The following is a 25,803-nucleotide window of genomic DNA, read 5'->3' as shown; positions in this document are numbered from 1 at the left end:
CGAACAGACCTCATGCGCTCCCTTTGCTCTGCACCCATCGACGCAACACGTCGCTGAGCTGGGGAAATCCCGGTGTCGAGGCGGCGGGCGGGGGCGGCGGTCCGATGCGCTGCGTGACTGCTGCGTCCGTGGGTGCAGAGCAAAGGGCGCGCGGCAGGTCGTCTCGACGTGCCGCGGCGTTGCCCAGAGTTACCTGCCGACGCCGTGCCCGGCCCTCGGCTCGGTGCCGTGCCCGGCCACCGGGCCCGGCTCGGCTCGGCACCGGGCCGAGCCGAGGCCCTCAGGCCGCTGCGGCCGGGCGCAGGTCGTGGCGGGCCGCCCAGACGCGGGCGGAGATGTCGGCGAGGAGCCGGCAGGCGTCCCCGTCCGCCGCACCGCCGCCGGCGGGGTCGCCGGTGGTGCAGACGACCAGCGCGTACGGCGGGGCGTCGGCCGGGTAGACCACGCCGGCGCCGTGCCGCACGCCGCGTACCCAGCCGTTCTTGTGGGCGATGCGGACGCCGTCGGGCAGGCCGGCGGCGAGGTCCTCGCGGAACTCCTGGGCGAACAGGACGTCGAGCATGGCGGCGCAGCCGGCGGGGGAGGCGAGCGGGCCGGGCCGGGTCGCCCCGGCGGCCAGCCCACCGAGCAGGGCGGCCAGGTCGGCGGCGGTGACCAGGTTGGTGATGCCGGCCTCGCGGGCGGCGAAGTCCTCGATGCCGCGCCCGGTGACGCTGTGCCGGGCGCCGGCGGCCGCCCACGCCTCGGCGACGGCGGGCAGGCCGACGTGGCGCAGGCAGAGGTTGGTGGCCAGGTTGCTGGAGCGCACGATCATCCGCTCGGCCAGCCAGCGCAGGGGCGCGTGCCCGCCCTCCCGCTCCCAGACGGCCCCGTCGTTGTCGAAGTGCCGGGCGCACGCGAACCTGGGGGCGTCGGGCCGGGCGGAGTCGAACTCGTTGCGCACCTCGACGGGGGCGTCGAGGTCGAGCGTGCCGGCCTCGGCGGCCCGGTGCAGGGCCAGCAGCACGGCGACCTTCATGGTGCTGGCCGCGTAGTGGGTGGCGTCGGGCTGCCGGGTCCAGGTCGCCGGGGCGTCGACCCGGCCCGCGTACGCCGACACGGTGCCCGGCAGGGCGTCCAGGCGGGCGTCGAGCTCGTCCCAGATCATGCGGGTGACGGTAGCCGATCCGGCCCCCGGACGTCCGGGGGCCGGATCGGCGGGGTCAGCCGGCGTGCTTGCGGCGGGCCGTGGCGCGGGCGCGCTGGGTCTGGTCGAGCACGACCTTGCGGATGCGGACCGCGGCGGGGGTCACCTCGACGCACTCGTCCTCGCGGCAGAACTCCAGGGCCTGCTCCAGCGACAGCTTGCGCGGCGGGATCAGCTTCTCGGTCTCGTCGGAGGTCGAGGCTCGCATGTTGGTGAGCTTCTTCTCCTTGGTGATGTTGACGTCCATGTCGTCGGAGCGGGAGTTCTCCCCGACGATCATGCCCTCGTACACCTCGGTGCCGGGCTCGACGAAGAGCTGGCCGCGCTCCTGGAGGTTGGTCATCGCGAACGCGGTGACGGCACCGGCCCGGTCGGCGACCAGCGAGCCGTTGTTGCGGGTACGCAGCTCGCCGAACCACGGCTCGTAGGACTCGAAGACGTGGTGCAGGATGCCGGTGCCCCGGGTCTCGGTGAGGAACTCGGTGCGGAAGCCGATCAGGCCGCGCGCCGGGACCAGCCACTCCATCCGGATCCAGCCGGTGCCGTGGTTGACCAGCTGCTCCATCCGGCCCTTGCGGGTGGCCAGGAGCTGCGTGATCGCGCCCAGGTAGTCGTCGGGGGCGTCGATGGTGAGCCGCTCGACCGGCTCGCAGGTCCTGCCGTCGATCTCCCGGGTGACGACCTGCGGCTTGCCGACGGTCAGCTCGTAGGACTCGCGGCGCATCTGCTCGACGAGGATCGCCAGGGCCAGCTCGCCGCGCCCCTGCACCTCCCAGGCGTCGGGGCGCTCGGTGGGCAGCACCCGCAGCGACACGTTGCCGACCAGCTCCTTGTCGAGGCGGTCCTTGACCATCCGGGCGGTGACCTTGGCGCCCTTGACCCGGCCGACCAGCGGCGACGTGTTGGTGCCGATGGTCATCGAGATGGCCGGCTCGTCGACGGTGATCAGCGGCAGCGCGATCGGGTTCTCGGCGTCGGCCAGCGTTTCGCCGATCATGATCTCGGGGATCCCGGCGACGGCGATGATGTCGCCGGGGCCGGCCGAGTCGGCGGGCTTGCGCTCCAGGCCCTCGGTCATCAGCAGCTCGGAGATGCGGACCCGCTGGGTGCTGCCGTCGGTGCGGCACCAGGCGACGGTCTGGCCCTTGGCGATGGTGCCCTGCCGCACCCGGCACAGCGCCAGCCGGCCGAGGAACGGCGACGCGTCGAGGTTGGTGACGTGGGCCTGCAGCGGCGCGTCCTGCTCGTAGGCGGGCGGCGGGATGGTGTCGAGCAGGGCGCGGAACAGCGGCTCCAGGCTGGTGCTGTCCTGCGGGACGGAGCCGTCGGCGGGCTGGGTGAGGGAGGCGATGCCGTCGCGGGCGCAGGCGTAGACGATCGGGAAGTCGATCTGCTCCTCGTCGGCGTCCAGGTCGAGGAAGAGCTCGTAGGTGTCGTCCACGACCTCCTTGATCCGGGCGTCGGGGCGGTCCACCTTGTTGATCACCAGGATGATCGGCATCCGGGCGCGCAGCGCCTTGCGCAGCACGAAGCGGGTCTGCGGCAGCGGGCCCTCGCTGGCGTCGACCAGCAGCACCACGCCGTCGACCATGGTGAGGCCGCGCTCGACCTCGCCGCCGAAGTCGGCGTGGCCCGGGGTGTCGATGATGTTGATGGTGACCGGCTCCGACCCGTCCGCCGGCAGGTAGCGCACGCCGGTGTTCTTGGCCAGGATGGTGATGCCCTTCTCCCTTTCGAGGTCCATCGAGTCCATCACCCGCTCGGTCGTCTCGCCGCGCGCGCCGTAGGCGCCGGCCTGCCGCAACATGGCATCGACCAGGGTGGTCTTGCCGTGGTCGACGTGAGCGATGATGGCGACGTTGCGGAGGTCGGTGCGAAGCTGCATGGGCTCCATCCTCCCGCCTGCGCGGATCAGGTGCCGAGTCGGGGTCGCTCCCCGGCTGCCGGCCGGATCCGGCGGCTGTGCGGCTGTCGGTGCCCGTGGCCCTGCTGTCATGCTGGCCGCGTGAGCCGGGGGCCGTCGTGCACGATCTGCTGAACTCGGTGCAGGGCCTGCCGCCCCTGCTGGTCTACCTGGTCGCCGCGGCGATCGTGGCCGGCGAGACGGCGGTGATCGTCGGGCTGCTGGTGCCGGGCGAGGCGACGCTGCTGCTGGTCGGTTTCCTCACGTACACCGGCGCGCTGCGGCTCGGCCCCGCCCTGCTGGTGATGATTCTCGCAGCCGTGACCGGGGACACGTTGGCGTTCCGCGCGGGTCGTCGCTACGGTCCCCGGCTGCGCGCGTCCGGGTTCGGGGCGCGGGTGGGCCCGCACCGGTGGCGACGCGCCGACGCGCTGCTGGAGCGGCTCGGCGGGCGGGGGGTCCTCACCGCCCGCTGGGTGGCGTTCGCGCGTACCCTCGCGCCCCGCCTGGCGGGGGCGGCCGGCATGCCGTACCGCCGGTTCGCGCCGTGGAACCTCGCCGGCGTGGTGACCTGGGTGGGCGGGTCGGTGCTGGCGGGCAACCTGGCCGGGGAGTCGTACGAGACGGTGTCCCGGCTGCTGGGCCGGGCCACCGGCGCGGTGCTGGTGCTGCTCGGCGGGGTGCTCGCCGTGGCGCTGGTGGGCCGCTGGCTGGGCCGCCACCCCGACCCGGCGCGGGCGCTGCTGGCCCGGGCGGTGGCGCTGCCGCCGCTGCGCTGGCTCTCCGCCCGGTACGGGGTGCTGTTCTTCCTGCTGACGATGCGCGTCGGCCCCGGTTGGACACTGCTGATCAACCTGGCCGTGGGGCTGGTGCTGCTGTTCGTGGCCGGCGTGGCGATCGCCTGGCTGCTCGGGGCGGCGATGCGGTGGAGCGGGTTGGCGGTGGTCGACGACGTGATCGCCGGCTGGTTCGCCGACCGGCGTACCCCCGGCGCGGCGGAGGTCGCGGCGACCGTGGTCTCCGTGTCGCGGGGGTCGGTGCTGATCGCGCTGGTGGCGGTGGTGGCCGCCGGCCGGTCCTGGCGGCAGCGTCGACGCCCGGGGCGCGGCGGGTCGCCCCGGCGGGCCGATCCGCTCGACGTGCTGGGCACCGTCGGCGCGTTCCTGCCGCTGGTGGTGCTCGCCGTGGTCGCCGAGGTGGTGGCGCCGGGCCGGCTCGCCTCGGGCGAGGAGGGCGTGCTGTTCGGGACGCAGAACGCCGTGCTGGCGGCGAGCCTGTGCACGCTGGCCTGGTTGCTGTCGCGGGGGTTGCCCTGGCCGGTGGCGGTGGCCGCGTGGACGGCCGCCGTGGCCGGGGTGGCCGCGATCGCCGGCGCGCGGCTCTACCTGGGTCAGGGCACCGCCAGCAGCACGGTCACGTCGGTGCTGCTCGGGCTGGCCTGGACCGCGCTGTTCATGGTCGCCTGGGCGACGCGGGACCGGGCGGTCGGCGCGGTCGGCCCGGCCGACGGGCGGGCCGCCCCGGGGCCGCCGGGGTGAGCGGCGGGACCGGTTCGCCCGGCCGGGAGCGGCGCGCGGGCGGCGGCGGTGGTCCCGTCCCCGCCGCCGCCCGCGCGGTCCTCAGCTCCGGGTCGCCGCCGGCTCGGCCCCGTCGTGGCCGGCGTGCGTCGGCTCGCCGGCCGGCGGGATCCGGCCGGGCCACCAGAAGCGGTCGCCGAGCAGGAACGCCAGCGCCGGCACGAGGACCGTGCGCACCAGCAGCGTGTCGAGCAGCACGCCGATGCAGACGATGACCCCGATCTGGGTCAGCAGGATCAGCGGCAGCACGCCGAGGACGGCGAAGACCGCCGCGAGCAGCACCCCCGCGCTGGTGATCACGCCGCCGGTGACGCGCAGCGCCGAGAGCATGCCGTCGCGGGTGCCGGTGCGGCGGGCGTCCTCGCGGGCCCGGGTCACGAGGAAGATGTTGTAGTCGACGCCGAGGGCCACGAGGAAGACGAAGGCGAGCAGCAGGACGCCGCTGTCGAGCGCCGGGAACCCGAGGACGAGGTCGAACAGCAGCCACGCCGCGCCGAGGCTGGCGAAGAACGAGACGACGACGGTGAGCACGAGCAGGGCCGGGGCGAGCAGGCCGCGCAGCAGCAGCACGAGGACCGCGGCGACGAGCAGCAGGATGATCGGCAGGATCAGCCGCAGGTCCCTGCCGTCGGCCTCCTTCGAGTCGTACGTGGCGGCGACCGTGCCGCCGACGACGGCGCCCTCGAACCGGTCGACGCCGTCGACGGCGGGCGGGGCGGAGCCGGGCACCGCGGCGACGGCGGCGCGCAGCGCCTCGATCGTCCGGTCCGAGGCGGCGCTGCCCGGTTCGGCCTCCAGCACCACGTCGACCTGGGCGACGGCGGTGCCCGCGTCCCCCGGCCGGGCGGAGGCGACCCCCGGGACGGCGGTGGCGGCCGCCACCACGGCCTGCGCCGCGGCCGGGGTGGTCAGGACGGCGACCGGCTGCGTGGTGCCGGCGGGGAAGGCCCGGGCGAGGGTCTCCGCGCCGCCGACGGCCTCGGGCTTGACCCGGAACTGCTCGGTCTCCGACAGGCCGGTGCGGATGCCGAGCCCACCGAGGGCGAGGCCGGCGAGCAGCAGCGTCGCGAGCACCGCGACCGGCAGCGGGCGGCGGACGACGGCGGCGCCGAGCCGGCCCCACAGCCGGCCCTCGCGCGCGGCGCCGCCGACCCGGGGCACGAACGGCCAGAACAGCCCCCGGCCGAAGAGCACCAGCACGGCGGGGAGGACGAACAGCGCCGACAGCATGGCGAACACGACGCCGGTGGCGCAGGCCACGGCGAGGGCCCGGTTGTTCTCCTGCTCCGACAGCAGCAGGGTGAGCACGCCGAGCACGACGGTGCCGCCGCTGGCGAGGATGGGTTCGGCGGTGCGGCGCAGGGCGGCGCGCATCGCGGCGAAGCGGTCGGCCTCGCGGCGCAGCTCCTCCCGGTAGCGGGCGATGAGCAGCAGGGCGTAGTCGGTGGCGGCGCCGAAGACGAGGACGCTGGCGATGCCGGTGACCGCGCCCTGCTGGAGGTGGATGCCGAGGGCCGGGACGATGGTGTCGACGGCCCGCAGCGTGAGCTGTTCGGTGGCGGCGACGACGACGAGCGGCACGATCCACAGGAACGGGCTGCGGTAGGTGACGAGCAGCAGCAGCGCCACGACGCCCGCGGTGACGGCGAGCAGCGTGACGTCCGCGCCCTCGAAGACCTGCGTGAGGTCGGCGGTGAACGCGGGTGCGCCGGTGACCTGCGCGGCGAGGCCGGTGGGCAGGCCGTCGAGGGCTGCGCGGAGGTCGGCCACCGCGGCGGCGACGGCCTCCTGGCCGTCGGCGGTGGACATCGGCACGGCGAGCAGGGCCACGGTGCCGTCGGGTGAGGTCTGCGGCGGGCCGACCCGGCCGCCGACGGCGAACCGGCCCAGCTCGCCGGCGCGGGCGGTGACCGCCGCGCGGTCGGGCTCGGTGAGCGGGCCGCCGTCGGTGCGGCTGACGACGACGATCGCGGGTTGCACGTCGCGGGAGGGCAGCTCGTCCTGGAGCCGTTCGACCTGGGTCGACTGCCACTGCACGGACAGGCCGGTGGTCGAGACCGAGGCGGGGTTGTCGGGCTTCGGGAGCCCGAAGATGGCCGCGCCGAGGACGATCGCGGCGGCCACGGTGAGCCAGGCGGCGAGCCGGCCGCGGGCGACGCGGGTGAACACAGACATCGGGTTCCCTCGTGGTTGTCGGGGTGGGCGCGGGGCGCCGGTGGCGGGCTCGGCCGGCGGGTTCGAAGGGGCCCGAATGTCACGCCTGCCGAGTATCTTGATAGGCGAGATTATCGACAGCTCGACTATGCTGCAACCGGCAGGCACGGGGGGAGGGAAGCGGCGTCGTGGCAACGCACGGCATGTACCGGCGACGGGAGACCCGGCGCGAGCAGCTCGTCGCCGACATCACCAACGACCTGCGGCGTTACTCGACCGACGCCCAGCACGTCGGGCACGCCTTCGCCGCCCTGCACGGCCTCAACGGCACCGACCTGCACGCCCTCATCGCCGTCATGGACGCCGAGCTCGCCGGCGCGCCGATCACCCCGGGCCGCCTGGGGGAGAAGCTCAACCTGTCCTCCGGCTCGGTGACCGCGCTGATCGACCGGCTGGAGCGCGCCGGGCACGTCCGCCGGGACCGGGACACCGGCGACCGCCGCAAGGTCTTCCTGCGCTACGCCGACCCGGGCGCCGAGCTGGCCATGGAGTTCTTCCAGCCGCTCGGCCGCCGCACCGACGCCGCGATGGCCGACTTCGGCGACGACGAGCTGGAAGTGGTGCGCCGCTTCCTGACGGCCATGGTGGCCACCATGCGGGAGCACCTCGACCAGGTCCGGGCCACCCGCCCGGAGCCGCCGCACCGCGCGCCGCGCTGACCCGCCGGCCGCCGACGGGGCCCGGAAACGGAAACGCCCGCCGCGCGGCGGACGTACGCCGGGCGCGGCGGGCGCGGGTGCGCTGCGACGGCGGCCGGGATCGTCGACCCGACCGCCGTCACCGGCACGGAGCTACATCGGGCGGACGTTGTCCGCCTGCGGACCCTTCTGCCCCTGGGTCACCTCGAACTCGACCTTCTGGCCCTCGTTGAGTTCCCGGTAGCCGCTCGTCGCGATGGCCGAGTAGTGGACGAACACGTCCGGACCTCCGCCGTCCTGCTCGATGAAGCCGAAGCCCTTTTCCGAGTTGAACCACTTGACCGTGCCGGTAGCCATGCATCTCTCCCTGTTCAAAGCGGGAGATCACCGACCGCCGGCCGATGATCGCCCTGTACCTCCCCGACCCTAACCGGCGAAACCCGGATCTGCTGGGCGAAGTGCCGCAGGGCGTGCCCCGAAAATGCCCGCGCCGGGGGCGTGGCCCGCGAAAACCCGCCCGGCGGGGCCTCGGCTGCGGCATGCTTGCCCCGATGAGGAGCCCCGCAGCCGCCGCGCTGGCCGTGCTGGAGCGGGAGATCGACGTGCCCGGCGAGGGGCTGGACCGCCTGCGGCTCGTCGCCACCCCCTTCGTGCCCGAGGTGCGGCTGCACCTCGCCGAGGACGCCATCGTCTGGTGGGCCCGGATGGAGGCCGCCGCCGGCCACGCCCTGCCGCCGCCGTACTGGGCCTCGGCCTGGGCGGGCGGGCAGGCCCTGGCCCGGCACCTGCTCGACCACCCCGAGCTGGCCGCCGGCCGCCGGGTGCTCGACCTGGCCGCCGGCTCGGGGCTCGTCGCCATCGCCGCCGCGCTCGCCGGCGCGGCCCGGGTCGTGGCCAACGACATCGACCCGTACGCCGTCGCGGCGGTCACCGTCAACGCCCGCGCCAACCGGGTCGCCGTCGCCGCCGTGGGCGGGGACCTGCTCGACTCCGACGGGCCGGAGGCGGACCTGCTCGTCGCCGGCGACGCCTTCTACGACAGGCGACTGGCCGAGCGGATGCTGCCGTTCCTGCGCCGCGCCGTGGCCCGGGGCGCCCGGGTGCTGGTGGGCGACCCCGACCGGGGCCACCTGCCCCGGGACCTGCTGGACGCGGTGGCCAGCTACCGGGTGCCCACCACCGAGCCGGCCGTCGACTCCCCGGTGCGCCGGGTGGAGGTGCTGCGACCCCGGGCCGGCGGGGCCGACCCCGAGGCGGGATCAGGGTCGGCTAGGGGATCAAACCCGATGCCGGACGTGGCGGACCGGCCGTAGCGTACGGACCATGGCGGAATGGACGCACCAGGTCGGGGAGCTGCCCACCATCCTGTTGGCGGGGGTGCTCGGGGTGGTGATGCTCCTCGACGCCGTGCCGCTGGTGGGGGTGCTGGTCCCCGGCGACGTCGCGGTCCTCGCCGCGGTCGGCGTCGGGCGGCCGGCCACCGCCGCGAGCACCGTCGCCGCCGTGGTCGCCGGCTGCGTGGCCGGCTGGTCGCTGAGCTTCCTCGTCGGCCGGCGCTACGGCGACCGGCTGCGGCACAGCCGCGTCGGCGGCTGGATCGGGGAGTCCCGCTGGGCGGCGGCCGAGTCCGTCCTGCGTCGGGGCGGCGGCCGGATGGTGCTGGTCGCGCCGTTCCTGCCGGTGTTCAACGCGCTGCTGCCGCTGGCCGCGGGCGGCCTGCGGATGTCGTACCGCAGGTTCCTGGCCTGCGCGAGCCTCGGCGCCGCGCTCTGGGCCGGCCTCTACGTGCTCCTCGGCACGGTGTCCCGCTCGCTGGCCGCGCTGCTGCCGGTGGAGGTCTCGCCGCTGCTGGTCACCATGGCGGTGGGCCTGCTGCTGGCCGGCGTGGTGCTGCTCGTCACCCGGCGCGGGCTGCGCGCCGCCGTCCCCGCCGCCCCGGTGGCCTGAGCCCCGGGCGGGCGACGCCGCCGCCGGTCACCAGCCGCGGGCCCGCCACTGCGGCAGCGACGGGCGCTCCGCGCCGAGGGTGCTGTCCCGGCCGTGCCCCGGGTAGAACCAGGTCTCGTCGGGCAGCCGGTCGAACAGCCGGTGCTCGACGTCGTCGACGAGCTGACCGAAGCGCTGCGGGTCCCGGTCGGTGTTGCCGACCCCACCCGGGAAGAGGCTGTCGCCGGTGAACAGGTGCGGGACGCCCGCCGGGTCGCGGTAGAGCAGGGCGATCGACCCCGGCGTGTGCCCCCGCAGGTGGATCACCTCCAGCTCGCGGCCGCCGACGGCCACCGTGTCGCCGTCGGCCAGCGGCTGCGCCGGGATGGGCAGGCCGGCGGCGTCGTCGGCGTGCACCAGCGCCCGCGCGCCGGTCTTCGCGACGACCTCCTCCAGCGCGACCCAGTGGTCCATGTGCTGGTGGGTGGTGACCACGGTGGCCAGGCCGGCGTCGCCGACCAGCTCCAGCAGCCGGGGGGCCTCGTTGGCCGCGTCGATCAGCAGCTGCTCGCCGGTGTCGTGGCACCGCAGCAGGTAGGCGTTGTTGTCCATCGGCCCCACCGACACCTTGGTGATGGTGAGCCCGTCGAGCTCGCGTACGGCCGGCGCGCCGCCGGGGCTGACGTCTCCGCTGTAGGTCATGCGCTGGTCACATCCATTCCGGTGGGGTCGGCAGGGGACCGTCGGGGGTGACGGCGAGCGTGTCGGCGCCGCCGCGGCCGATCAGCCAGGCGGCGAGCCCGTGGGCGGGACCGGTGACGGTGGGCGCGCCGTCGGGGTCGCCGACGGCCACCTCGTGACTGCTGCCGTCGAAGCGCAGGACCAGCGCCGGCGCGTCGTCCCGGCCGGCGAGGCCGGAGGTGACCTCGTGCAGCAGCCGCTGGGCGAACGCCTCCGGCCAGTCGGCCGGCGCGTAGCCGGCGGCCAGGTCGACGTGGTGCACCTCGACCTCCCGCAGCCGCCCCCAGACGAGCATGGCCGCCGGCGCCGGGCCGCGCCGGGTCTCCACGGTCGCCGCCCACGCCTGCACGGGCATCGCGGCGACCGCCTCGGCGAACCGCTCCGCCGAGCGGCGCAGGTCGTCCAGGAGGGCGGCGGGCGGGCGGGCCGCGCCGGTGGCGATGTCGGCGGCGCGGGCCGCGGTGCTGGCGTACATCGGGATCCGCTCGCCGGTGCGGGCGGAGGTGAGCAGGTTGACGAAACCGTCGGCGTTGCGGGCCAGGTGGGTCAGCACGTGCGCCCGGGTCCAGCCGGGCAGCAGCGACGGCGCGGCGACGTCCGCGTCGTCGAGGGCGGCGGCGGTGCGCAGCAGCCGGGCCGTGGCGTCGTCGAGGTCACCGGTCAGCAGCAGCGGGTCCGCGGTCACGCTCCGAACCCTAGCGGCCCGCGGCCCCGGCGTCGCCGTGGAAATCGCTTTCGGCGCGTCGGCCCGGCCCCTACCGTCGGTGCTGCAACGCGACACCGGGGACTCGGAGGAGGTGGTGCCCATGCCGGTCGTAGCACGCGTGTCGCCCCACCGTATCCACCGACCCTGAAGGGGTTGCCATGCCCATCGATCTGACCGCCCTCGGCTGGGACGCCGACCGGGCGGCCCATGCCCGCGCCCATGTCCGCGCCGGCCGGCGGCCGGGCCGGGTGGCCCGCGTCGACCGGGGCGTGTGCACCGTGCTCGACGCGGACGGGCCGGTCCGCGCCACCCTCGGCGCGGCGGTGCTCGCCGACGCGGCCCGCGACCTGACCCGGCTGCCCTGCGCCGGCGACTGGGTGCTGCTGCGCACCTGGCCCGACGGGCCGGTCACCGTCGAGTCCGTGCTGCCCCGGCGCACGGCGCTGGTGCGCCGCACCGCCGGCAAGGACGCCAGCGGGCAGGTGCTCGCCGCCAACCTCGACGCGGCGGCCGTCGTCGAGCCGGTGCACCCCGAGCCGGACGTGGGCCGCATCGAGCGGCTGCTGTCCCTGGCCCACGAGTCGGGCGCGACGCCGCTGGTGGTGCTCGCCAAGGCCGACCTCGCCGCCGACCCGGCGGCGATCGCCCGGCAGCTCGCCGGGGTCGCCCCGGGGGTGCCGGTGCTGCCGGTCAGCGCCGAGCGCGGCGACGGCCTCGACGCGCTGCGCCCGCACGTCGCGCCGGGCCGTACCCTGGCCCTGCTCGGCCCGTCCGGGGCCGGCAAGTCGAGCCTGGTCAACGCCCTGGCGGGGGCGGTGGTGATGCCGACCCAGGCGATCCGCCGGGTCGACGGCAAGGGCCGGCACACCACCACCTGGCGGGCGCTGGTGGCGGTGCCGGGCGGCGGCGCGGTGCTGGACACCCCGGGGGTACGCGCGGTCGGCCTGCTCGACGGCGCGGCGGGCCTGGACCGGGCCTTCGCCGACATCGCCGCGCTGGCGGCGGGCTGCCGGTACGGCGACTGCGCGCACGACGCCGAGCCGGGCTGCGCGGTCCGTGACGCCCTCGCCGCCGGGGAGCTGGCCGTCCGGCGCTACGACAGCTGGCGGCGGTTGCAGCGGGAGGTCGCCTTCGAGAGCCGGCGTCGGGAGACCCGGCTGGCCGCCGAGCGCCGGGGCGGCTGGCGCGGCGGGCGGCGGCGGACGGCCCGGCCGTGACTGTCGGTGTCGGTGAGGTGGCGCGGAGCTGATCGCGGCGGCGGTCGGCAGTCGGGGCGCCGCGCCGGGGAGAAGGCGGCGGGCCGGGGCCGTGACGCGGCCCGGCGCGACCGTGTTGAGCTGGGGGAATGTGCGGGCGCGGAAAGTTGTCGTACCTCGGGGCTAGAGTTGCCGAGGCGCTTCTTCTGCGCCCGCACGACCGTTCGGGGCCGTCCCGGAAGCCTCCCGGCCGCCCCGAGCGCCCAGATCCTCCTCGCCTTCTTCACCGGGAGTACACGGACAGTGGCCGACCGACTGATCATCCGTGGCGCGCGCGAGCACAACCTGCGTGACGTCAGTCTCGACCTGCCCCGGGACGCCCTGATCGTCTTCACCGGGCTCTCCGGGTCCGGCAAGTCGAGCCTGGCCTTCGACACCATCTTCGCCGAGGGGCAGCGCCGCTACGTCGAGTCGCTGTCGTCGTACGCCCGGCAGTTCCTCGGCCAGATGGACAAGCCGGACGTCGACTTCATCGAGGGCCTCAGCCCCGCCGTCTCCATCGACCAGAAGTCCACCTCGCGCAACCCGCGCTCGACCGTCGGCACCATCACCGAGGTCTACGACTACCTGCGGCTGCTCTACGCCCGCGTCGGCGAGCCGCACTGCCCGGTCTGCGGCGAGCGGATCTCCCGGCAGAGCCCGCAGCAGATCGTCGACCGGGTCCTCGCCATGGCCGAGGGCACCCGGTTCATGGTGCTCGCCCCGGTGGTGCGCGGCCGCAAGGGCGAGTACGTCGACCTCTTCGCCGAGCTCCAGGGCAAGGGCTACGCGCGGGCCCGGGTCGACGGCGTGGTGCATCCGCTGACCGAGCCGCCGAAGCTCAAGAAGCAGGAGAAGCACACCATCGAGGTGGTGATCGACCGGCTCACCGTCAAGCCGGGCGCCAAGCAGCGGCTGACCGACTCGGTCGAGGCGGCGCTCGGCCTCTCCGGCGGCCTGGTCCTGCTCGACTTCGTCGACCTCGCCGAGGACGACCCCGACCGGGAGCGCCGCTACTCCGAGCACCTGGCCTGCCCCAACGACCACCCCCTCGCGATCGAGGACCTGGAGCCCCGGGTCTTCTCGTTCAACGCCCCCTACGGCGCGTGCCCCGAGTGCACCGGCCTGGGCACCAAGAAGGAGGTCGACCCGGAGCTGGTCGTTCCCGACCCGGAGCGCACCCTGCGCGAGGGCGCGATCCAGCCCTGGTCGTCCGGGCACAACCTGGAATACTTCCTGCGCCTGCTGGAGGCGCTGGGCGAGGCCGAGCACTTCGACGTCGACACCCCGTGGCGGGCCCTGCCGGCGCGGGCGCAGAAGACGATCCTGCACGGCTCCGGCGACCAGGTGCACGTGCGCTACCGCAACAAGTTCGGCCGCGAGCGCTCCTACTACACCGGCTTCGAGGGCGTGGTGCAGTGGATCGAGCGGCGGCACACCGACACCGAGAGCGAGTGGTCGCGGGAGAAGTACGAGGGCTACATGCGCGACGTGCCCTGCGCGGCCTGCGGCGGCGCGCGGCTCAAGCCCGAGGTCCTCGCGGTGACCCTGGCCGGCAAGAGCATCGCCGAGGTGTGCAACCTGTCGGTGGGCGAGTGCGCCGAGCTGCTGGCCGGCATCGAGCTGACCGACCGGCAGAAGATGATCGCCGAGCGGGTGCTCAAGGAGATCAACGCCCGGCTGCGGTTCCTGCTCGACGTCGGGCTGGACTACCTTTCCCTGGACCGCCCGGCCGGCACGCTGTCCGGCGGCGAGGCGCAGCGCATCCGGCTGGCCACCCAGATCGGCTCCGGCCTGGTCGGCGTGCTCTACGTGCTCGACGAGCCGTCCATCGGCCTGCACCAGCGCGACAACCACCGGCTCATCGAGACGCTGGTGCGGCTGCGCGGGCTGGGCAACACCCTGATCGTCGTCGAGCACGACGAGGACACCATCCGCACCGCCGACTGGATCGTCGACATCGGGCCGGGCGCGGGCGAGCACGGCGGGCGCATCGTGCACTCCGGGTCGGTGCCGGACCTGCTGGCCAACCCGGAGTCGGTGACCGGGGCGTACCTGTCGGGGCGGCGGGAGATCCCGACGCCGAAGGGCCGCCGGCCGCAGACCCCGGGCCGGGAGCTGGTGGTGCACGGCGCGCGGGAGCACAACCTGCGCAACCTGACCGTGTCGTTCCCGCTGGGCCAGCTCATCGCGGTCACCGGGGTCAGCGGCTCGGGCAAGTCGACGCTGGTCAACGACATCCTGCACGCGGTGCTGGCCAACCAGATCAACGGCGCGCGGCACGTGCCGGGCCGGCACACCCGGGTCAGCGGCCTGGAGCACGTGGACAAGGTCGTCGGCGTCGACCAGTCGCCGATCGGCCGCACGCCCCGGTCCAACCCGGCGACGTACACCGGGGTCTGGGACCACGTCCGCAAGCTGTTCGCCGAGACCACCGAGGCCAAGGTCCGGGGGTACGGTCCGGGCCGGTTCTCGTTCAACGTCAAGGGCGGCCGGTGCGAGGCGTGCTCCGGCGACGGCACCATCAAGATCGAGATGAACTTCCTGCCCGACGTCTACGTCCCGTGCGAGGTGTGCAAGGGGGCCCGGTACAACCGGGAGACCCTGGAGGTGCACTACAAGGGCAAGACCGTCTCCGACGTGCTGGAGATGCCGATCGAGGAGGCGGCGGAGTTCTTCTCCGCGATCCCGGCCATCCACCGGCACCTCAAGACGCTTGTCGACGTGGGCCTGGGCTACGTCCGGCTGGGCCAGCCCGCGCCGACGCTCTCCGGCGGCGAGGCGCAGCGGGTGAAGCTCGCCTCCGAGTTGCAGAAGCGCTCCACCGGCCGGACGGTCTACGTGCTGGACGAGCCGACCACCGGCCTGCACTTCGAGGACATCCGCAAGTTGCTGATGGTGCTGGAGGGGCTGGTCGACAAGGGCAACACGGTGATCACCATCGAGCACAACCTCGACGTGATCAAGACGGCCGACTGGCTGATCGACATGGGCCCCGAGGGTGGCCACCGGGGCGGCACGGTGCTGGCCACCGGCACCCCCGAGGAGGTCGCCGAGGTGCCCGAGAGTCACACCGGCCGGTTCCTGCGCCCGGTGCTCGGGCTCGACGGGGAGGCCCGGGGCGCGAAGGCGGCCACCGGGCGGGCCGCGAAGGCCAACGGCGCCCCGGCCCGCCCCCGGGCCCGCAAGGTCGCGGCTGCGGCCCGCTGAGGCGACCGCGCACGGCGAGGGGCGTCCCGGGTCCTCCGGGACGCCCCTCGCGCGTCGCCGCCCTGCTCCGCCCGCCCTCCGCCCGGCCCGCTCGGCGGTCCCCGCCAAACGATCACTGTGGTCAATTTGTTGAACCTTCAGGCACAGTGATCCGTGGACCCCACCGAGGCCCGGGCACCCTTCCGGACCGGGCAGTCGACAGAGAGGCCAGACATGAGTGACGAGCAGGTGCAGACCGGGCCGGCCACGCAGACGCGGCGCGCCCTCCTCGCCGGCGCCGGCGCGCTGGGCGCGGCGGTCGTCCTGTCGGCGTGCGGCGGCGACGACTCCGACGACTCCGCCGGCGGTGACTCCGCCCCGAGCGGCGGCGCGGCGGCGACCGGCGGCACCGGCGACTCCGGCGCGTTGGCCAGCACCGCCGACGTCCCGGTCGGCGGCGGCCTGATCCTGGCCGCGAAGGGCGTGGTGATCACCCAGCCGGAGGCCGGCACGTTCAAGGGCTTCGACCCGATCTGCACCCACCAGGGCTGCCCGGTGTCGAACGTCGACGGCGGCACCATCAACTGCACCTGCCACATGAGCAAGTTCTCCATCACCGACGGCTCGGTGACGTCGGGCCCGGCGACGACGGCCCTGGCGGCCAAGGAGCTGAAGGTCGACGGCGACCAGATCACCCTCGCCTGAACCGGCGGCGGCCGGCCCGGGCAACCCCGGACCGGCCGCCGCCGTCGCGGTGTCAGCGGGCGTAGACCGACATCTCCCACAGCGAGAAGCCGTAGGTCGTGGCCCGGGTCAGGCCCCGCATCCGCACGTACCGCGCGGTCTCGACCGGAAACGCGACCACGTCGGTGCCGCCGTCGCCGGCCGTGGTGGACCACGCCGTGCGCCAGGTCGTGCCGTCGGTGGAGACCTCGATCCGGTACGACGTCGCGTACGCCGACTCCCAGGCCAGCGCCACCCGGCCCACCGGCCGGGCCGAGCCCAGGTCGACCGTCAACGTCTGGTCGTCGGCCCAGGAGCTGGCCCACCGGGTGCCCAGGTCGCCGTCGACGGCCTTGCTGGCGGCGTAGCCGAGCTGGGCGCTCGACGCGGTCACCGCCTTCCCGGCGGCGAGGTTCGAAACGTCGTCGCCGCGCCGGGCCGGGAACGACACCACCTGCTGGTAGGTGGGCCGGTTCTGCCAGGCGATCGGGGCGTGCTTGATCCCGCCCAGCGGCGACTGCACGATCGTGTCGGCGCACCACTGGTCGCCGGCCGCGCAGGTGCTGTCGCCCGGGTAGGTGGTGGTGGCCGGCGTCGCGGCGGCGGCCTTCAGCGTGTCGAGCAGGACCTGCCGGCAGCCGGCGAGGGCGCCGCCGCCGCAGTAGCTGCGGCCGAGGCCCCCGGCGACCGGGTCGCCGAGGACCGCCCGCAGGTCCTTGTCGACGTACCCCCACCAGCCGTACTGGAACGACGAGCCCTTGTGCGCCTGGGCCTCGTTGGCGGACGTGGGCAGGGTCGACTTGTCGCCCTGCTGCTGCCCGGAGGGGGACTCGTTGATCTGGATGGCGTTGATCAGCGCCTGGTAGAGGTCGGGGCCGAGCTGGTCGCGGAACATGCCCCGCACCAGCAGCGGCCACCAGGCGTCGAAGGTGCGGATGGCGTCGGCGTGCTGGTAGACCTTCGAGCCCTTGGCCGTCTCCACCCGCAGCGCGCCGGCCTGCCGCCACGCCTTCAGCTTCGCGATCTCGGCGGCCAGGGCGGCGTCGCCGACGGGCTGGCTCTCCAGCACCCGGATCAGCTCGTCGAGCACCTCGACGCCGCGCAGGTCGGTCACGCCGGCCTGCTCGACGAGGCTGGTCAGCGTGGCCCGGTCGTACTTCCTGCCGGCGGCGATGCCGGCCTTGAGCGGCTTGTCCAGCAGGTCGCCCCGGTGCACCGCGCCGAAGCTGAAGTTGCCGTCGGCCCCGCCGAAGTCCTTGGCCTGCTTGTTGTTCCAGCTGACGTAGTAGTCCTGGTCCACCGAGTTCGGGTGCGCGGAGCGCGGCGCGTAGCTGGCGGTGTTCGTGTCGGGCTGGAAGCCCTGCCACTCGTACGCGGGCTCGGCCTTCATCGGCAGGTTCGGGTTGGACCCGGCGGCCCGCAGCGGGTTGAGCCCGGAGTTGAAGTACGCCGACTGGGTGGAGTTGACGTAGAACCAGTTGAACGCGTACTCGACGTTGCCCGCCGAGGCGAGGAAGGCGTCGGCGGTGCCCATCTCCGTCGGGTCGTTGAACATCTGGAAGCCGATCGCGGAGTCCGCCTCGTGCCGGTAGGTGGAGCGGAGGTGGGTGAACGCGTGCGGCTTGCCGCCGACGGTGCCGCGCCAGGCGACCAGGCCGAGCTTCGTGCGCCAGGCCACCAGCTTGTACGAGCCGGCGGGCGTGGTGTCGGCCGCCGTCGGCTTCCACTTGTTGGTGTGCGCGAGCTGCTCCATCGCCACGCACTGACCCCGGAAGAGGTAGTGGTCGCTGGCCAGCGTCGGCGCGCTGCCGTCGGTGGTGCACAGCGGCACCGCGTACGTGTCGGTGATGTCGTGGATCGACGAGGTGGCGCTCCAGGCGTAGTCCTGGCCCCGGCCGAGCAGCACGTAGAGGTTGAGGCCGGCGAACGCCGCGCCCCGGGCGCTGATGCCGGGGCCCTGCAACTCCTGGATCATCAGCAGCTGGGGGGAGAAGTAGCCGGTCTGCGGCCCGAACACCGCCACCGGGTGCCCGGTCGCGGAGTTGGCGGCGGAGACCACGGCCGCGTTGGACATGCCCCGGTGGGCCGGGTCGATGGTCAGCCCGGACAGCGCGGCGGCCAGCTCCGAGCCGCTGCTGCCGGTGGCCCGGCTGGCGGCGGAGCCGGTCGGGTCGGTGAAGATCGGCTCGACCTTGGCCGTGCCGGCGTCGGGCAGCGCCACGCTCGCCGCGTCCGGGGAGGCGGAACCGTAGGGGAAGCTCTGCCCGTCGTGCAGGGTCAGCACCGTCTCCGGGTCGTTCTGGTTGCGGAAGCCCGCCCACACCTTGTCGCCCTCGGTCGGGCCGTACTTGGCGCGGGCGGCGATGCGGACCAGCGCGGACTGCATCTCGGTGCCGCCACCGCCGCCGAACAGGCCGCCGACGACGCCGGCGATGGCGATCAGGTCGGTCATCGTGAACGGCTCCGGGCCGCCCTCGTTGCTGATCGCGTCGAGGTGCCCGGTGAGGACGTACTCGCCGGGGCAGTTGCGCCTGGACATGCAGACGTCGATGTAGGCGTTGACGCCCGCGATGTACTCCTGGACGTCGGCGTAGAGCTGCTCGCCGCGCGGGCCCTTGGCGCGCAGCGCCTCGACCTGCGCCGCCAGGTCCGCCTCGGTGTACGGCGAGTTGCGCCAGACGCTCTGCTCCAGCTCCCGGTTGCTGGGGGCCCCGCCGGCGAACGGGGTGAGGGTGCCCCGGCCGACGTGGCGCATCAGGTCCATGGTGAACAGCCGGTCCTCGGCGCCGACGTAGCCGGCCCCGTACATGGTGCCGCCCCGGGTGGTGCCGGTGACGTGCGGGACGCCGGTCGCGCGGTCCCGCACGACCCGCACGTCGGCGCGGGGCGAGTAGTCCCGCTCGACCTGTCCGGACGGCACGCCGAAGGAGGCGTCGTTGAAGAAGGTGCCGATCTGCTCGGGGCGCAGGCCGGCGTAGCCGTAGACGAGGTCGGCGTACTTGTCGAGCTGGTCGGCGGAGTGCCGGGGCAGCGTGCCGAGGGTCTGGTTGGCGAGGATCTCGACGAGGGTGGCGTTGCCGTTCTGGCCGGGCGGGACGATGTCGCCGCACTCGCCGAGGCAGTAGTCGTTGGCGGCGAAGGCGCTGGTGAGGCCGGGTGCCTTCGCGGCGGCGCTCGCGGGCGTCGGGGTCGGGGCGGGCGCGGCGACGAGCAGGGCGGCGACGCCGACGGCGGCGGTCGCGCCGGCCAGCAGGCGACGCGGGGTGGTGGGACGGGGCATGGTGATCCTCCGAGGGGTGGGGATCATGACGGGGGTGACGATCATTACATGAAGAACATTCAGTTACCGGATGGTAGGCGTCCCGCCGCGAGATTGGAAGACGTCGATCGGCATGTCGCGCGCCGGTTACCCGCGAGTATTGAACCGGCCGCCTTCCTTGGATAACCTTCGATCCCCCGGGCTGGTGCCGGCCACACCGGACCCCACTGTCTGGAAGGGACGTCGGATGAGACCCACCCGCCTGCTCGCGTCCGTGACGCTGCTGGCCGCCCTGCTGCCCCCGGCCACGCCGGCCGCCGCCGCGCCCGCCGCCGGGGCGGCCCCCGCGCCCGCCGCCGTCTCGGGCGGCTTCTCGGTGCTCACCTACAACGTCGCCGGCCTGCCCGAGCCGCTGTCGGGCGGCAGCCCGGCGATCAACACCCGGCCCATCGGCGAGCGGGTCAACGCCTACGACATCGTGCACGTCCAGGAGGACTTCAACTACCACGCCGACCTGTACGCCACCGACCGGCACCCTTACCGCACCGCCACCAGCGGGGGCGTGCCCTTCGGCGACGGCCTCAACACGATGTCCAACTATCCGGTGTCGGACTTCGTCCGGGTGCGCTGGGACGACTGCCACGGCACCGACTGCCTCACCCCGAAGGGCTTCAGCCGGTCCCGGATCCGGCTCGCCGAGGGCGTCTACGTGGACTTCTACGACGTGCACACCAACGCCGGCAGCGACGAGCCGGACCTGGCCGCCCGGCGGTCCAACATCGACCAGCTCTCCGCGTACGTGCAGGCGAACTCCGCCGGCAACGCGGTGATCGTGGCCGGCGACCTCAACGCCCGCTACACCCGCACCGGCGACAACATCCGCGACCTCGTGGCCGCCAACGGCCTCACCGACGTGTGGGTGCAGCAGGAGCGGGGCGGGGTGCCCCCGGCCGCCGGCAGCCCGGCGCTGACCTGCGACCCGGCCAACGTCACCAACGCCTGCGAGGTCGTCGACAAGATCCTCTACCGGGGCAACCGGCTGATCGGCCTCGACCTCGACCGCTACCGCAACGAGCACGCCGCGTTCCTCGACCCGGCCGGCGCGCCGCTGTCCGACCACTACCCGCACGCCGCCTGGTTCACCTGGACCCTCGCCGACGGGCTGCGCGCCAGCGACACCTGGGGCGGCCCGCACGGCACCCCGTTCACCGACCTCGACGCCGTCGGCCCCCGGGTCACGACCGTCTCGCTGCGCGCCGGCTCCCGCCTCGACCAGATCGGCGTACGCCTCGCCGACGGCGCGAGCCTCACCCACGGCGGCACCGGCGGCACCCCGGCCACGCTGACCCTGGCCGACGGCGAGTACGTCGACCGGGTCACCCTCACCCAGGGCAAGAAGGACGGCCGGACCCGGATCTTCTCCGTCCGGCTCACCACCAACCTCGGTCGCACCCTGGCCGGCGGCACCCCGACCGCCGACGCGGTGACCTTCACCGCCCCGCCCGGCGGCCGGCTCGCCGGGTTCTTCGGCCGCAGCGGCAGCGAGGTGGACCAGCTCGGCGTGCTCTGGAGTGTCAGGGCCGGCGGCTAGTCTTCGGAGCGTGGCTGACCCGTCGACCTACCGCCCCGCACCCGGCACCATCCCCGAGGCCCCGGGGGTCTACCGGTTCCGCGACGGCACCGGCCGGGTGATCTACGTCGGCAAGGCGAAGAACCTGCGCAGCAGGCTCAACTCCTACTTCGCCGACCTGTGGGGGCTGCACCAGCGCACCCAGCAGATGGTCACCACGGCCGAGTCGGTCGACTGGGTCACCGTGGGCACCGAGGTCGAGGCCCTCCAGCTCGAATACACCTGGATCAAGCAGTACGACCCCCGGTTCAACGTCCGCTACCGCGACGACAAGTCGTATCCGTACCTCGCCGTCACCCTCGACGAGGAGTTCCCCCGGCTCCAGGTGATGCGCGGGGCCAAACGCAAGGGCGTGCGCTACTTCGGGCCCTACTCGCACGCCTGGGCGATCCGCGAGACGCTCGACCTGCTGCTGCGGGTCTTCCCGGCGCGGACCTGCTCGGCCGGCGTGTTCAAGCGGGCCGGGCAGGTCGGCCGCCCCTGCCTGCTGGGCTACATCGGCAAGTGCTCCGCCCCGTGCGTCGGCAGCGTCACGGCCGAGGAGCACCGGGGGATCGTCGACGGCTTCTGCGAGTTCATGGCCGGGCGCACCGACACCATGGTCCGCAAGCTCGAACGCGAGATGACCGAGGCCAGCGAGGCGCTGGAGTTCGAGAAGGCCGCCCGGCTGCGCGACGACGTCGCGGCGCTGCGCCGGGCCATGGAGAAGCAGACCGTGGTGCTCGGCGACGGCACCGACGCCGACGTGGTCGCGTTCGCCGACGACCCCCTGGAGGCCGCCGTCCAGGTCTTCCACGTCCGCGACGGCCGGGTGCGCGGCCAGCGCGGCTGGGTGGTGGAGAAGACCGAGGACCTGAGCGCCGGCGACCTGGTGCACCACTTCTGCACCCAGGTCTACGGCGGCGAGCAGGGTGAGGCCGACGTGCCCCGCGAGCTGCTGGTGCCCGCCCTGCCCGCCGACGCCGACGCGCTCGCCGACTGGCTGACCGGCCGCCGGGGCAGCCGGGTGTCGCTGCGGGTGCCGCAGCGCGGCGACAAGCGGTCCCTGCTGGAGACGGTGGAGCGCAACGCGAAGGACGCCCTGGCCCGGCACAAGCTCAAGCGCGGCAGCGACCTGACCACCCGGGGCAAGGCCCTCGACGAGATCAGCGACGCGCTGGGCATGCGCACCTCGCCGCTGCGCATCGAGTGCTACGACGTCTCCCAGATCCAGGGCACCGACGTGGTCGCCAGCATGGTCGTCTTCGAGGACGGCCTGCCCCGCAAGAGCGAATACCGCCGGTTCATCGTGCGGGGGGCCACCGACGACCTGTCCGCCATGTCGGAGGTGCTGCGCCGCCGCTTCGCCCGCTACCTGGAGGCCCGCGCCGAGACCGGGGAGCTGGGGGAGGAGACCGCCGCCGACCCCGACCGGCCGGGCATCGACCCGACGACGGGCCGGCCGCGCCGGTTCGCGTACCCGCCGCAGTTGGTCGTGGTCGACGGCGGCGCGCCGCAGGTCGCGGCGGCGGCCCAGGCCCTCGCGGAGCTGGGCGTCGACGACGTGGCGCTGTGCGGGCTGGCCAAGCGGCTGGAGGAGGTGTGGCTGCCCGACGACGAGTTCCCGGTCATCCTGCCGCGCACCTCCGAGGGGCTCTACCTGCTGCAACGGGTGCGCGACGAGGCGCACCGGTTCGCCATCACCTTCCACCGGGAGCGCCGCTCCAAGCGGATGACGGCGTCGGCGCTCGACTCGGTGCCCGGCCTCGGCGAGGTGCGGCGCAAGGCGCTGCTGCGCCACTTCGGCTCGCTCAAGCGGCTCGCGGCGGCCTCGACCGAGGAGATCACCGAGGTCCCCGGCGTCGGCCGGCGCACCGCCGAGGCGATCACCGCCGCCCTCAACCCGGCGGCGGACGCCCGGCCCGCCGCGGCCGACGGCAATTAGCGTCCGACGCAAATATTTCACGCTCATCTATGGCGTCGGCGGTGTTCGTGTGTCCATGATGTCGGCGGTACGGCCGCGCGTGCGCCCGGCGCGTGACGGGCCGTGGCCGTGTCGCGCACGTCGTCTGGGGAGGCAACCATGACACCGGCAGGACGCCGCAGGACCTCCCTGCTCGGCACCGCGGCCGCAGCGGCCATGCTGGCCCTCACCGCAGCCGCCCCGGCGATCGCCGCCCCGGCCGAGGGCGACGTCGTCGCCGTCAACGGCCCGGACGCCGTTCCCGGCTCCTACGTCGTCGTGCTGCGCGACGCCGCCGTCACGGCCGACGCCGTGCCCGCAACCGCCCGCCGCCTCGCCTCCCGGCAGGGCGGCCACGTGGGCCTGGTCTACCGGCACGCCCTGCGCGGCTTCGAGGCCCGGCTGTCCGAGCGGGGCGCCCGCCGGCTCGCCGCCGACCCGGCCGTGGCCTCCGTGACGCAGAACCGCACGGTGTCCGCGTCCGACGTGCAGACCCCGACCGCGTCCTGGGGCCTCGACCGGATCGACCAGCGCGCGCTGCCGCTCGACAACTCGTTCACCTATCCCCGCGCCACGGCGGCCGTGCGGGCCTACGTGATCGACTCGGGCATCAACCTCACCCACGGCGAGTTCGCCGGGCGGGCGGTGTCCGGCTGGGACTTCATGGACAACGACGCCGACGCCACCGACTGCCAGGGCCACGGCACCCACGTGGCCGGCACGCTCGGCGGGTCCACCTTCGGCGTGGCCAAGCACGTGCAACTGGTCGCCGTGCGCGTGCTGAGCTGCACCGGCGGCGCCTGGGCCTCGCAGATCATCGCCGGGGTCGACTGGGTCACCGGCGACCACGACCCCGGCGAGCTGGCCGTGGCCAACATGAGCCTCGGCGGCGCGGCGTACGCGCCCATGGTCGAGGCCGTGCGGCGGTCCATCGCCGACGGCGTCACCTACGCGGTCGCCGCGGGCAACGAGAACGGCGCCGACGCCTGCACGACCACTCCGGCCTCCGTGCCGGAGGCGATCACCGTGGCCGCCACCGGGGCCAACGACGCGCGCGCCTCGTTCTCCAACATCGGCACCTGTGTGGACCTGTTCGCGCCGGGTGTCGACATCACCTCGGCCTACATCGGCGGCACCGCCACCACCCGCACGGCCTCGGGGACGTCGATGGCCAGCCCGCACGTCGCCGGGGCCGCCGCGCTGATCCTGGCCGAGCACCCGACCTACACCCCGGCCCAGGTGACCCAGGCGCTCCTGGCCGACGCCACCGTCGGGGCGGTGACCGACGCGGGCGTCGGCACGCCGAACCGGCTGCTGCACGTCGACCCCACCACCCCGGCCAACGACTTCACCCTGACCGCCACCCCGGCCAACGTCACCGTCACCGCCGGCGGCACGGTCACCACCACGATCGCCGGCAGCGTCACCAGGGGCGCGTCCCAGCCGGTCGCGTTGGCGGTCCGGGGCGTGCCGGCGGGCGTCACGGCCACGTTCCAGTCCGCCAGCATCTCCTCGAACGGCGGCACCACGCTCACGTTCGGCGCCGCGTCGACGGCGCTGGCCGGCACGTACACCGTCACGGTGATCGGCACCGGGACCGCCGCGACCCGCGCGGTGGCCGTCCAGCTGCGCATCGACGACCCGGCCGCCTGCGTCCGCTCCGACGGCACCGACCGGGCGATCACCGACTCCCAGAACCTCTACGCCCCGATCGCCGTCACCGGTTGCGCCGGCAACGCCGCCCGCAACAGCACGGTGGAAATCCACATCGAGCACACCGTCATCGGGGAGCTCGACGTGCGGCTGATCTCGCCCCGGGGCACCTGGTACTTCCTCCTGGACCACACCGGCGGCGACGGCGACCGCATCGACTACACGTTCACCTACGACCTGTCGGCCGAGCCGGCCAACGGCACCTGGAACCTGTACGTCAGCGACAACCTGGCCCAGGGCACCGGGTTCCTCGACTCGTGGAAGATCAACCTGGCGGGCGCGAACCTGCCCGCGCCCGCGTGCGGCGGGGTCGCCACCGCCGACGTGCGGATCCCCGCCTCCGGCACGGTCGAGTCGCCGATCAGCGTCGCCGACTGCGGCCGGGCCCCGTCGACCACCAGCTACGTCGAGGTCAGCATCGCGCACCAGTACGGCCGCGACCTCCAGATCTCCCTGGTCGCGCCGGGCGGGCAGGTGGTGCTGCTCAAGGAGAGCCTCGTGGGGTCGTACAAGGCGAACGCCCGCGAGGTCTACATCGCCGACCTGTCGGGGAAGCCGACCCGTGGCACCTGGAAGCTGCGGGTCGAGAACGTCGCCGGCTACGAGGGCCTGATCGAGGGCTGGAAGCTGACCCTCTGACGGCGCTTCAACGATGGCTGTCAGTCGCCGTCGCCCCAGCACAGCCCGCCGATGCCGGCCGCGCTGTGGAAGCCGGGGTGACCGGTGACGTCCAGGCAGACCTCGCCGTCGGGGCCGGTCCGGCCGCAGAACACCGGCTCGACGTGGTTCCAGGCGTCGGCCCGGGACAGCAGCGCGGCGCTCGCGGGCAGTTCGGGGCGCAGGATCGTCAGGCCCTCCGTGTAGACGACGGCCTGGTCGCGGGCCTCCCGCAGGTCGGGTGCCGGGTAGGACAGGTGCAGCGTCCACCGGCGGTGCATCTCGTACGCCCCGGCGGGCGGCCGGTTGCGCCCCGGGCCCCGCTCGCGGTCCGTCGTGTAGCGGTTGACCAGGGAATTGACGTACGACGAGAGGGTGTCCGGCTTCGTCAGCGCGTGCGCGACGGCGGCCCGGACCCGCTCGGACACGTCGGCCCCGTCGAGCACGGCCGCCAGGTCACGGTGAAAGTCGGACTCGGGCCACTGCGATGCTTGATCGTCAGTCACTGTCACGTGCCTCTCCGTAATGGGTGGATAGCAAGAGACTGACCCATGGAAGCGCAAA

18 protein-coding genes are annotated in these 25,803 nt (G+C 74.3%); 10 read left to right on the top strand and 8 right to left on the bottom strand.

Annotated features, from left to right (window positions below):
• Positions 1-280: 280 nt before the first annotated feature.
• Both O7633_RS09225 and typA read right to left on the bottom strand, forming a co-directional pair.
• The gene (locus O7633_RS09225) at positions 281-1,147 is read right to left on the bottom strand and encodes a serine hydrolase (RefSeq protein ID WP_282327346.1); all 867 of its coding nucleotides are present in this window, start codon (positions 1,145-1,147) and stop codon (positions 281-283) included.
• 55 nt (positions 1,148-1,202) lie between these two features.
• Positions 1,203-3,071, bottom strand: coding sequence for a translational GTPase TypA (gene typA, locus O7633_RS09220; RefSeq protein ID WP_178065783.1), 1,869 nt, complete (start codon positions 3,069-3,071; stop codon positions 1,203-1,205).
• Between the two features lie 137 nt (positions 3,072-3,208).
• On the opposite strand from typA, the gene O7633_RS09215 reads away from it, so the two are divergent.
• Entirely contained in the window at positions 3,209-4,627 is a 1,419-nt protein-coding gene (locus O7633_RS09215; protein WP_348776323.1) for a DedA family protein, read from the top strand.
• A gap of 81 nt (positions 4,628-4,708) precedes the next feature.
• On the opposite strand, the gene O7633_RS09210 is transcribed toward O7633_RS09215, so the two are convergent.
• Positions 4,709-6,841, bottom strand: coding sequence for an efflux RND transporter permease subunit (locus O7633_RS09210; protein ID WP_282327345.1), 2,133 nt, complete (start codon positions 6,839-6,841; stop codon positions 4,709-4,711).
• A 182-nt stretch (positions 6,842-7,023) separates the two neighbouring features.
• Here O7633_RS09210 and O7633_RS09205 point away from each other — a divergent pair, with 182 nt between their 5' ends.
• Entirely contained in the window at positions 7,024-7,539 is a 516-nt protein-coding gene (locus O7633_RS09205; RefSeq protein WP_282328505.1) for a MarR family transcriptional regulator, read from the top strand.
• Between the two features lie 132 nt (positions 7,540-7,671).
• Here O7633_RS09205 and O7633_RS09200 read toward each other — a convergent pair whose 3' ends face one another.
• On the bottom strand, positions 7,672-7,875 hold the full coding sequence (locus tag O7633_RS09200) for a cold-shock protein (protein ID WP_007072071.1): 204 nt from the start codon (positions 7,873-7,875) through the stop codon (positions 7,672-7,674).
• A 182-nt stretch (positions 7,876-8,057) separates the two neighbouring features.
• Here O7633_RS09200 and O7633_RS09195 point away from each other — a divergent pair, with 182 nt between their 5' ends.
• Together O7633_RS09195 and O7633_RS09190 are read left to right on the top strand one after the other, a co-directional pair.
• Complete coding sequence (locus tag O7633_RS09195; protein WP_282327343.1) at positions 8,058-8,831, top strand: 50S ribosomal protein L11 methyltransferase; 774 nt, start codon at positions 8,058-8,060, stop codon at positions 8,829-8,831.
• Between the two features lie 10 nt (positions 8,832-8,841).
• Positions 8,842-9,465: a VTT domain-containing protein gene (locus O7633_RS09190; protein ID WP_282327342.1), complete on the top strand. Its 624-nt coding sequence runs from the start codon at positions 8,842-8,844 to the stop codon at positions 9,463-9,465.
• A 27-nt stretch (positions 9,466-9,492) separates the two neighbouring features.
• Here O7633_RS09190 and O7633_RS09185 read toward each other — a convergent pair whose 3' ends face one another.
• Both O7633_RS09185 and O7633_RS09180 read right to left on the bottom strand, forming a co-directional pair.
• On the bottom strand, positions 9,493-10,146 hold the full coding sequence (locus O7633_RS09185) for an MBL fold metallo-hydrolase (RefSeq protein ID WP_278127997.1): 654 nt from the start codon (positions 10,144-10,146) through the stop codon (positions 9,493-9,495).
• Between the two features lie 7 nt (positions 10,147-10,153).
• Entirely contained in the window at positions 10,154-10,870 is a 717-nt protein-coding gene (locus O7633_RS09180) for a maleylpyruvate isomerase family mycothiol-dependent enzyme (RefSeq protein WP_282327340.1), read from the bottom strand.
• A 179-nt stretch (positions 10,871-11,049) separates the two neighbouring features.
• On the opposite strand from O7633_RS09180, the gene rsgA reads away from it, so the two are divergent.
• The 3 genes from rsgA to O7633_RS09165 all read left to right on the top strand — a co-directional run bounded on the left by rsgA (position 11,050) and on the right by O7633_RS09165 (position 16,020).
• Positions 11,050-12,108, top strand: coding sequence for a ribosome small subunit-dependent GTPase A (gene rsgA / locus O7633_RS09175; RefSeq protein WP_282327339.1), 1,059 nt, complete (start codon positions 11,050-11,052; stop codon positions 12,106-12,108).
• Positions 12,109-12,390: 282 nt separating this feature from the next.
• Positions 12,391-15,336, top strand: a complete 2,946-nt coding sequence (gene uvrA / locus O7633_RS09170; protein WP_074474354.1) for an excinuclease ABC subunit UvrA — start codon at positions 12,391-12,393, stop codon at positions 15,334-15,336.
• Between the two features lie 213 nt (positions 15,337-15,549).
• The gene (locus O7633_RS09165; RefSeq protein ID WP_278127991.1) at positions 15,550-16,020 is read left to right on the top strand and encodes a Rieske (2Fe-2S) protein; all 471 of its coding nucleotides are present in this window, start codon (positions 15,550-15,552) and stop codon (positions 16,018-16,020) included.
• A 52-nt stretch (positions 16,021-16,072) separates the two neighbouring features.
• Here O7633_RS09165 and O7633_RS09160 read toward each other — a convergent pair whose 3' ends face one another.
• Positions 16,073-19,318, bottom strand: a complete 3,246-nt coding sequence (locus O7633_RS09160) for a penicillin acylase family protein (RefSeq protein ID WP_282327337.1) — start codon at positions 19,316-19,318, stop codon at positions 16,073-16,075.
• Positions 19,319-19,544: 226 nt separating this feature from the next.
• Here O7633_RS09160 and O7633_RS09155 point away from each other — a divergent pair, with 226 nt between their 5' ends.
• From O7633_RS09155 to O7633_RS09145, 3 genes are all read left to right on the top strand, one after another.
• Entirely contained in the window at positions 19,545-20,888 is a 1,344-nt protein-coding gene (locus O7633_RS09155) for a jacalin-like lectin (protein WP_282327336.1), read from the top strand.
• Positions 20,889-20,898: 10 nt separating this feature from the next.
• The gene (gene uvrC, locus O7633_RS09150) at positions 20,899-22,851 is read left to right on the top strand and encodes an excinuclease ABC subunit UvrC (RefSeq protein ID WP_282327335.1); all 1,953 of its coding nucleotides are present in this window, start codon (positions 20,899-20,901) and stop codon (positions 22,849-22,851) included.
• Between the two features lie 138 nt (positions 22,852-22,989).
• Positions 22,990-25,221: a S8 family peptidase gene (locus tag O7633_RS09145; RefSeq protein ID WP_282327334.1), complete on the top strand. Its 2,232-nt coding sequence runs from the start codon at positions 22,990-22,992 to the stop codon at positions 25,219-25,221.
• 20 nt (positions 25,222-25,241) lie between these two features.
• On the opposite strand, the gene O7633_RS09140 is transcribed toward O7633_RS09145, so the two are convergent.
• Positions 25,242-25,745, bottom strand: a complete 504-nt coding sequence (locus O7633_RS09140) for a hypothetical protein (RefSeq protein WP_282327333.1) — start codon at positions 25,743-25,745, stop codon at positions 25,242-25,244.
• Positions 25,746-25,803 lie beyond the last annotated feature (58 nt).

Source organism: Micromonospora sp. WMMD712 (genome assembly GCF_029581295.1).
GTDB classification, from domain to species: Bacteria; Actinomycetota; Actinomycetes; order Mycobacteriales; family Micromonosporaceae; genus Micromonospora; species Micromonospora carbonacea.
The sequence above is the reverse complement of the archived record's forward strand: the minus strand, read 5'-3'. Positions and strand labels throughout refer to the sequence as shown.